At 62.7% G+C, this 7,648-nt stretch carries 8 protein-coding genes; all 8 read right to left on the minus strand.

The genetic code is table 11. The features are described from left to right. Positions 1-3,681, minus strand: a 3,681-nt coding sequence (locus ACJ8HT_RS23850; protein WP_442520137.1) for a tape measure protein, incomplete at its 3' end; no start/stop codon positions are given. 199 nt (positions 3,682-3,880) lie between these two features. Further along, positions 3,881-4,354 carry a DUF6631 family protein gene (locus tag ACJ8HT_RS23855; RefSeq protein ID WP_197819233.1) on the minus strand — a complete coding sequence of 158 codons (474 nt, stop codon included), beginning with the start codon at positions 4,352-4,354 and terminating at the stop codon, positions 3,881-3,883. After that, positions 4,354-5,100 carry a hypothetical protein gene (locus ACJ8HT_RS23860; protein ID WP_197819235.1) on the minus strand — a complete coding sequence of 249 codons (747 nt, stop codon included), beginning with the start codon at positions 5,098-5,100 and terminating at the stop codon, positions 4,354-4,356. Before ACJ8HT_RS23860 ends, ACJ8HT_RS23855 begins: the two co-directional genes overlap by 1 nt. Continuing rightward, positions 5,097-5,294 (minus strand): DUF7210 family protein, encoded by a 198-nt coding sequence (locus ACJ8HT_RS23865; protein ID WP_060417720.1) that lies wholly within the window; start codon positions 5,292-5,294, stop codon positions 5,097-5,099. Before ACJ8HT_RS23865 ends, ACJ8HT_RS23860 begins: the two co-directional genes overlap by 4 nt. Next, positions 5,291-5,758: a phage tail terminator protein gene (locus ACJ8HT_RS23870; RefSeq protein ID WP_350429784.1), complete on the minus strand. Its 468-nt coding sequence runs from the start codon at positions 5,756-5,758 to the stop codon at positions 5,291-5,293. Before ACJ8HT_RS23870 ends, ACJ8HT_RS23865 begins: the two co-directional genes overlap by 4 nt. Beyond that, positions 5,752-6,174, minus strand: a complete 423-nt coding sequence (locus tag ACJ8HT_RS23875; protein ID WP_350429785.1) for a gp436 family protein — start codon at positions 6,172-6,174, stop codon at positions 5,752-5,754. Before ACJ8HT_RS23875 ends, ACJ8HT_RS23870 begins: the two co-directional genes overlap by 7 nt. Before the next feature lie 2 nt (positions 6,175-6,176). After that, the gene (locus ACJ8HT_RS23880) at positions 6,177-6,740 is read right to left on the minus strand and encodes a hypothetical protein (RefSeq protein ID WP_350429786.1); all 564 of its coding nucleotides are present in this window, start codon (positions 6,738-6,740) and stop codon (positions 6,177-6,179) included. Between the two features lie 59 nt (positions 6,741-6,799). After that, a partial coding sequence (locus tag ACJ8HT_RS23885; protein WP_442520138.1) for a Mu-like prophage major head subunit gpT family protein occupies positions 6,800-7,648 on the minus strand: 849 nt, incomplete at its 5' end.

A 7,648-nucleotide genomic window follows, 5' to 3' on the forward strand; every position in this document is an offset into this window, starting at 1 on the left:
ATTGGCCTTGACCCAGGTCATCATGACGCGGTTACCTGGCGCACTTTTCACGGCTCTATCCAGCATCTCGTTTGGATCGAGCACCAGGTACTGCTGCAGGTTGGTCGTACTGCCGCCGGCACCTTGCGCACCCGGTGCATCAGGGTTAACGGATTGATTCACCCCGGCCGCGCGACTAAAACCGGGGTCGGAGACCAGCCCGCCATCCGCGAACGCGCCAAGCCGGCCTTGGTTAACCGCGTGCATGAAGTCCACGCCATACCGCTGTACAGCGGCGGTCTTCATGACAAACTCCCCGTTGGACAGGCGAGCCGCGATGCTGTCGGAGGTGCCGGTGCCTGGGCCGGTTACCTGGCCACCGGTCGCGGCCGCCACGCTGGCAGCCGCACCCAGGCCGGATGACGCGCTGCCGGCGGCGCTGGCGGACGCAATGGCCGAGGCCAGCGTTGCCGCGCCGGTCGTGAATGCCGTCGTCAACGCCGTGGTGAGTGCCGTGATGCCGGTCGTCAGCGCCGTGGTGAACCCGCCCGTCAGCGCCGTGCTACCGGCTGTGATTGAGGTGCCCATGGCGGTGGCCCCCGCCGTGGAGGCGGTGGTGATGGCCGTCGCGTAGGTGGTCGCACCGGCTGCATCGGTCGCGGTATCGGTGGCCGCGTTAACCGCCGTGCCGGCGGCACTGCCGGCCGTACTGGCCCCGAGACCCAGCAGCCCCTTGAGGCTGTCGGTCACGCTGCCGAGGCCTTCCATCGCCATGCCGGCCAGGTTGCGTGATGCAACTTGCGCCATGGCATTGGCGACCGATTTGGCCAGGTTTAACACTGCATCACTGAGGTTTAGCGTGCCATCGGCCAGCCCGTTTAGCGTGCTTTCCATGCCATCCTGCAACCCGTCTTTAAACGCGGCCGTCAGGTCGTCCGTGGTGGATTTCAGCGTTATCAGCTCGTTTTCCAGGTTGGCCAGCAGGTCGCGCATCTGTTCGCCGGCTTCGCCAGGCAATGCCGCCATTTCACGCAGTTGCGGCAGGCTCTCGGTGATTTTGCTGCCGACTGCCTGATGCAATGCGACCAGTTGCCGGCGGCCCTGCAGTTCTGAGATGAGGCCCGCTTGCACCTGCGCCTGGATGCTGCTCTCTTTCTGGCTGCGGTAGGTCTGCAGGTCATCCAGGCTCTTTTTGAGCGCATCGGCGCGCACCTTGGCTTCCTGCACCGGCAGCAACTTATCCAGCCAGGCCAGCCCCTCGGTGTTGCCGGTCTGGGTGAACTCCTTGCGCATCTCGGCGATGTTGGCCCGCACTTCCGCCAGGCCGCCGCCGAGCACGTCGCCGGTGGCTTTCAGATATTGCGCCTGCAGCTGGGCGTTCTTGGTGGAGTTCGCGTCCGATTTCTCTTTCTGCTCGCCGGCAGCGATAACTGCCAGCGCCGCCTCGGCTCGCTCTTTCAGCGCCCCGGACAGGCCTTTTTCCGCCAGCTCGTAAGCCGCGACCTGCGATTTGGTCTTGCCGACGGCAAAGGCCTGTTTCTCCAGCCCTTTGACGTAGGTCTCGTTGGCCGAGGCGGCCGACTTGGCCGAACGGGCCGCCGCGTCTGAGTTTTTCTTGTTCTCCTTGGCCTGGTCGGTTTGCTTCTGCAGGTTGATCAGCTTTTCCAAGCTTTCGCGCAGTTTGTCGATATCTTCCGGCGCCTTGCCGGCAGCCAGTGCCGCCGCAATGGTTTTGTCACGCAGTTGCTCCAACTGTTGGGCGGCCGTGTAGGTCGCATCGGCCAGCTCTTTCTCCAGCTTCGGCCGCAGCTTGTCGGCTTCGGCGCTCAGCGCGGTAAAGGATTCCTCGCTTTGCGCCATCTGCGCCACGGCCTCATCCATCCAGCGAATGGGGCCGGCGTTCTGCAGATCGGTCAATACATCACGCAGCGTCTTGCCGCTGGCGGTCGGCGCATCCATCGCGCGCGCCAGGCGGTTTTCCAGCTCATCGGACAGCTTGCCTTGCACGTCGCTGAGGTTGTCGAACTTCGGCGTCAGCGCATCGATTTGCTTTTGCACCTCAGCCAGTTTGTCAGTCAGATAAACGATGCCGATACCGCTCGGGGCCGGGCTGCTCAGCAGGCCGTCAATCTGCTGCTTAAGCGATGTCGCCTGGCTCTGCAGGTCGCTGAGTTTCTTGCTGTCCTGGGTGAGCACATCGGCGTTGGTGCGCTGCTGCGTCAGCGCATCGCCCGTGCTGACCGAATCTTTCAGGCGGCCCTGGGCGCTTATCAGCGCCTCGGTCTTCTGGCGCTGGTCTTCCAGGGTTTGGATGGTCTGCTGGTGCTGCTGCGCCAGCGCGGCTTCATGCTCCTGGTTAGCCGCATAGGCCGCGCTCAGGCCGCCGACGGCCAGCGTCACGCCGGTGATGGCCAGCCCCATCGGGCCACCCAGCAACCCCATCAATCCCGTCCCCAGGCGACCAAAGGTCGATGCAGAGGCGCGGGCGACGCCCAGCGCTTTCTCTGCAGCGGTCTGGCGAACCAGAGACGCGGTCACCAGGTCTTCCGCCTTGGCGCGCGCACCTGGTGCGGTGATGCCGGAGACTTTGGCGCGGGCGGCCTGCGCCTGCGCGGCTGCCACGGCGGCCTTGGCTTCGGCATATTCCGCCTCAGCAAGCTGCAGCGTCTCGATGCGGTCGGCACGCGCGGCCGTAGTCGCTGCAACCAGCGCGGCGACCTTACGGCCGCCCATCACCACCGCCAGGGCAATGGCGGCAGTGGTCAACGTGGACATGTTGCTGGCCAGACCGGAAATGACGGCCGCAATCGCCTTGGACGCGCCCAGCGCATCGTTGGTGCCGCCGACAAACTCGACCCAGGCGTTGGCCATTTCCGTGGCGGCGCGGCCGATGGTCAGCGGCATCTGCGCAAATTCCCGGTCAACGTCGCCGGCACCGTCTTTCAGCGCCTTGAAGACCACCTGCGTGGTGAGCATCCCTTGCTCGGCCATCGCGCGCAGTTCGCCACGGGTTTTGCCCAGGGATTTCTCCAGCATCTCCATGATGCGCGGCATCTGTTCGGACACCGAGTTGAATTCTTCCCCGCGTAAGGTGCCGGACGCCAACCCCTGGCTAAGCTGGATGATGGCGTTCGTGGACTCTTCGGCCGTCGCCCCGGAGACGATCGCGGCCTTGTTGATGGTGCTGGTCACCTGCAGCAGTTCGGTCTGGGTCGCGCTGCCTTTAAGCGATCGGGCCATACGGGTATACAGTTCGGCGGTCGAGGCGATGCGTTGACCGGTTTCATTCGCCAGGCCGATGACTGATTTAAAGGTCATGCCGGCTTGTTCGTTGGACGTGGAGACCAGGCGAATACGCGCCGCCAGGTTGGTGTATTCATCTGACGTGCTGGCCAGGTTGGCTATCAGACCACCGCCCAGGGCAATGCCGATGGCTGCCGCCAGCGGCTTGAGCCGGGTCAGTTGGTTGCTCAGGCCATCGACGTTAGCGGCGGTTTTATCGAGCTTTCGGTTGGCGCTGTCTGCAGCACCACCGACACGATCGAGACCGGATGCTGCCGAGCCGCCGGCATTGCCCAACCGGGTGCCGCTTTGGCTGGCGCTGTCCAGGGAGGACTGCAGTTGCTTGAGGGAGGCCTGGGCGCTTTTTAAATCCGCTTGAATACGCAGGCGCAATTCCAGGTTGCCGTTTCCACTTGCCATGCTTGATCACCGTCGGTATGAGTAAAACCCCGCCGGTCAGCGGGGTGGAAGGAGGGAAATTAACGCCGTTTTAAAGCCTGTTTAAACTTGTCGATATACCCCTTTAACGTCTTTCCCCCCGCGAAACTGGCGCTGCCGTCAAGGGTGTGGTGCATTCGCTCCGTCAGCTCGCGCTTGAGTGCCTGCTCATGGAACAGCTTCAACTGGCGGGCGGTGTAGTGCCGCAGATCGCCGAATCGGTGGCCGTGGTCAATGAGGCAGCCGAAGACCTCTCCCCAGGGGGCGGGTTTTGCAGCTGCTGCACCAGCCTGGTGAGCGCCGGGCGAATGGCGTTGCGGGTAAAAAAAGCCGCGTTGACGCCCCACCAGATCAGCAGCAGGTTTTCGCTATCGTCACCGGTCAGACCGGCGACCCATTCGACGCTGCGGCCACAGGAGACCGCTACCGCCTGCAGCACCGCATCCCAGTTCGCCCCGAGTACGTCGTACAGCTCATCAATCGACACCTCGGCATCCGGCTTGGCGTTCATCGCATCCATGAACCCTTCACTGATTGCCTTGAGCGGTTGACGGTGCTGCAGCTGCTCTGCCAGCGTGTATTCATGCACCGTGACCTCGACGCCGCAGATAGTCAGCGTCCGGTCAGGTATCAGGATGTTCAGCTCATCCGGCATCAGACGCTCCCGACGTGGATCACGCGCCCATAGCGGCCAAACTGGGCATCATCCGGCCGCTCAGTGTCCAACAGCACGGTCGCGGTGGTTTCCAGCCCTGGCAACGAGGTGTCGGTATTGATGAGGCTCAACGCCGACGCTGGGTCGTATTGCACGCGATACAGCTCAACGACGACGGCCGCGCCGTTCTCTGCCAGGTTGATCCCCTCGTAACGTAGGAACAATTCATCGGGCGTTTGGGTGAATACCGAGGTGTTAACGCTGCTGGCGTGCGTATAGTTGACGCTAAGCGGCTGCGTGGCCGGCGTGGTCAGGAACTCCAGCGCGCCAAACTTGGCGTCGAGCTTGTAATCCGTCCCCTCGACCAGATCGGCAATCGTCACGGCGCTGACGTTCTGATGGGTCAGTGGGATGCGGTCGCCGGCCTGGATGCCTGCCGGCAGCGCTTCGCCGGTGATGGTGCCGGCCGGGACGGCCACTTTCTCGCCGTACAGCAGAATGGCCAGGTTATCCGGCGAATGCTCAAACCAGGTCGCGGTGACCGTGCCATCCTTGCCGGTGCTGATACGGCGCACGGGCGCGCGTTGGCCGGTGTAGGATTCTTTGTGGGTGAATGAGTCCGTGGTGAGTGCAATCTGCAGCTCGCCCACATCGCCAATCCAGCGCAGCGATACCGCCTGGCCCTGCGCATTGCGACGGCCGAGGAACACCTTGCCCTGGCCGTAGTAGTAAGTTTCTGCGCTCATTGTTCCTGTTCCTCGGTCGGTGAGTCGGCGGAGCCGGTCTCGGTTTTGGTTTTGCGGTTCACGCCCGCTTTTTTCGCGCCGGCGTGCTCAATCAGCCACTGCGCCGTTGCGTCGTCCACTTCCATCTCAGTGCCGGCAGCAAGCGCCACGCCCTGATGGGTGTGCGGGCCGGTCAGTACAATTCGCCTGGTCATCGATAGCCTCCAATCGCGGCGGGAACCTCCACCTGAAACACCAGGGGGTAATAGCCATAGCCGGACTCGTACTGTGCCGGCAGGCTCTGATTGCTCCTGGCCAGCGGCCGGGTAACCCCTTCGAGCGGTGACCAACCGGTCAGGGCCTCAACGGTTTTCAACATCAGCGGGCCGGCTTCGGTGCTGATATCTGCGCCGAGGCCGCGACCGTCAGCGAAATACACGCAGATCACCACGGCCCAGAGCTGCGTCACGAACTGCAGCCGGCGCTGGCTGCCACCTGTGGCGGCCGTCGAGGTGTTGACGGTATCGCCCAGGTACATCACATACGCCATCGGGCATACCGGGTTGTCATCGTTCATCTGAGACAGCCCGGCGACGCCGGTCACCTCGACAAAGTCGGGAACGGCATCACGCAGCCGGCCAATCAGCAGCGGCTCGCAAAAGAGATAGTCGGTTACCACAGGCCATCCCTCCGGAACATGTTGCGCCCTGGCACAAACACCACGCTGTCGTCTGGCTCCAGCACCTCGCCGGCGTTGTCCAGCCCCAGCGATAACCGGCCAGACGCCACTTTTTCGAGCTGGCGGATGCGCTGGTTGTAACGGGTGACAACCGGCGAGTCGTCCTTCGGGTTCTGATACAGGTAATAGCGGGTGATATCGCTGGCGATACGCCGCAGCGTGTCCGGCACGCTGGGGAGCGGCAGCAGGCCGCGTCCCTCCAGGTACATGTTGATTTCGGCGTCAGCATCCGCGATCGCCTTCTCCACCACGGCCGGGTCAATTTGCCCCGTTGCCGGGCGGGCGCGGTCGGAGATGCGGATGATTTCCTGCTCGCCGAAGTCGTCCACCAGGTCAGCCTGCGTGCAGTACCCCATGATTACTCCTCAGCCGGGGTAAATGGCTTGATGCGCAAGAACGGATCGGCGGCCAGTGCCTTGAGCTGCTCATCGCTAAACAGCGAGAAGTCGTAGGGTTTTGGCTCAGAGGTGAACTCAACACCGGCACGGAAACGCCGCCCGCTCGGTGAGCGCACTACCTGGACGGTGAACCAATGGGGTTTCGCATCGGTGCCGGTTTCGCTGTCATTACCTGCAGTGGAACCTGCGTCGGTTTCGGTGCCATCGCCAGCAGCGGAACCCATGCCGGTCTCGGTGCCATCGCCTACAGCGGAACCCGTGCCGGTCTCGGAGCCGTCACCTGCAGCGGAACCCGTGCCGTTTTCGGTGCCGTCGCCTGCAGCGGAACCCGCTCCGGTCTGGGAGCCATCACCTGCAGCAGAGCCTGCGCCGTTCTCGGTGCCATCACCTGCAGCGGAGCCTGCGCCGTTCTCGGTGCCATCACCTACAGTGGAACCCGCGCTGTTCTCGGTGCCGTCACCTGGCTTTTTTTTATCGTCCTTGACGTATTTTTCTTCCGCTTTCTTTTTGGTTTGGGTAGCCATAACAACATTCTCCCGCTACGCCCCGTAGGGCGTAGCGCTATCAGTGAGTGACGATCGGCTTAAATCAGCCAGGCGGTGTCCAGGATGTCGGACAGCTTGTAGTTCGGGTTGTCTTCGCCGCCGTTGATGGTGGCCACGCCAACAATCTTGCGAGCCGCTTCCGCCAGGGTCGGCGGAACAACGAGCAGATCGCCTTTGATGTTCAGCGGACGACCGCCATCAGCCACCATGTTGCGCAGTAGCGTGTAGGCTTCCTGGTAGTTCTCCGCCGTCAACGGCTTGGTGGACTTGACGCAGAACTGCCAGAAACCGAAGCCCACCGCCGACCGCGCACGCACGCCATACAGGAATTCATCGTTCATGAAGACATGATCGCTGGTGTCGTCACTGGTTTTAGCCTTGAGGTCGGGCTTGATGCGCTCTTGGAAAATCAGCGGCTTCAATGCGCGCTTGGTGCACATCAGATACCACGGGGCCGGACTGGCCGGGTCGGTGCCTGCTGGTTTAAGCAGGTTGCTGACCGGGGTGATCGCGCCGGTGCCGTCTACGTTCGCCGCAACGGGGTGCTCGGTATCAAAGAAGTTTTGGCCGTCGTAACAGAGCGAGGTCTCACCGGCCTTGAGCAGCGCAAAGATATGCTCATCCGGGTAAACCCCCGCTGACCGGCCGGCTTCGGTCATCACGGGCAGATAGACGCCAACGCTGTCATCTTCAATCGCCGTGCGAGGCACACCCACGGTGGCTTCATACAGCTTGTTGGTGATGCCGTAGCCGTCGGTTTTCATGTCTTTGATGATGCGAGCGCCGACCCATTCACGCATTTGCGGGAATTGACCCAACCAGGCGTAAATGTTGGTTGCCGTGGTCGATTTGATGACCGTGGCGATTTTGGTGTAGTCAGAATCGGC

It is taken from the genome of Serratia sp. CY44782 (assembly GCF_052168715.1).
Taxonomy (GTDB): domain Bacteria; phylum Pseudomonadota; class Gammaproteobacteria; order Enterobacterales; family Enterobacteriaceae; genus Serratia; species Serratia nevei.

What these genes read in the sequence shown, in the direction of transcription:
- ACJ8HT_RS23865 (WP_060417720.1), bottom strand. Translation starts at nt 5,294, where the DNA reads ATGACCAGGCGAATTGTACTGACCGGCCCGCACACCCATCAGGGCGTG.
- ACJ8HT_RS23880 (WP_350429786.1), bottom strand. Translation starts at nt 6,740, where the DNA reads ATGGCTACCCAAACCAAAAAGAAAGCGGAAGAAAAATACGTCAAGGAC.
- ACJ8HT_RS23855 (WP_197819233.1), bottom strand. Translation starts at nt 4,354, where the DNA reads ATGCCGGATGAGCTGAACATCCTGATACCTGACCGGACGCTGACTATC.
- ACJ8HT_RS23860 (WP_197819235.1), bottom strand. Translation starts at nt 5,100, where the DNA reads ATGAGCGCAGAAACTTACTACTACGGCCAGGGCAAGGTGTTCCTCGGC.
- ACJ8HT_RS23875 (WP_350429785.1), bottom strand. Translation starts at nt 6,174, where the DNA reads ATGGGGTACTGCACGCAGGCTGACCTGGTGGACGACTTCGGCGAGCAG.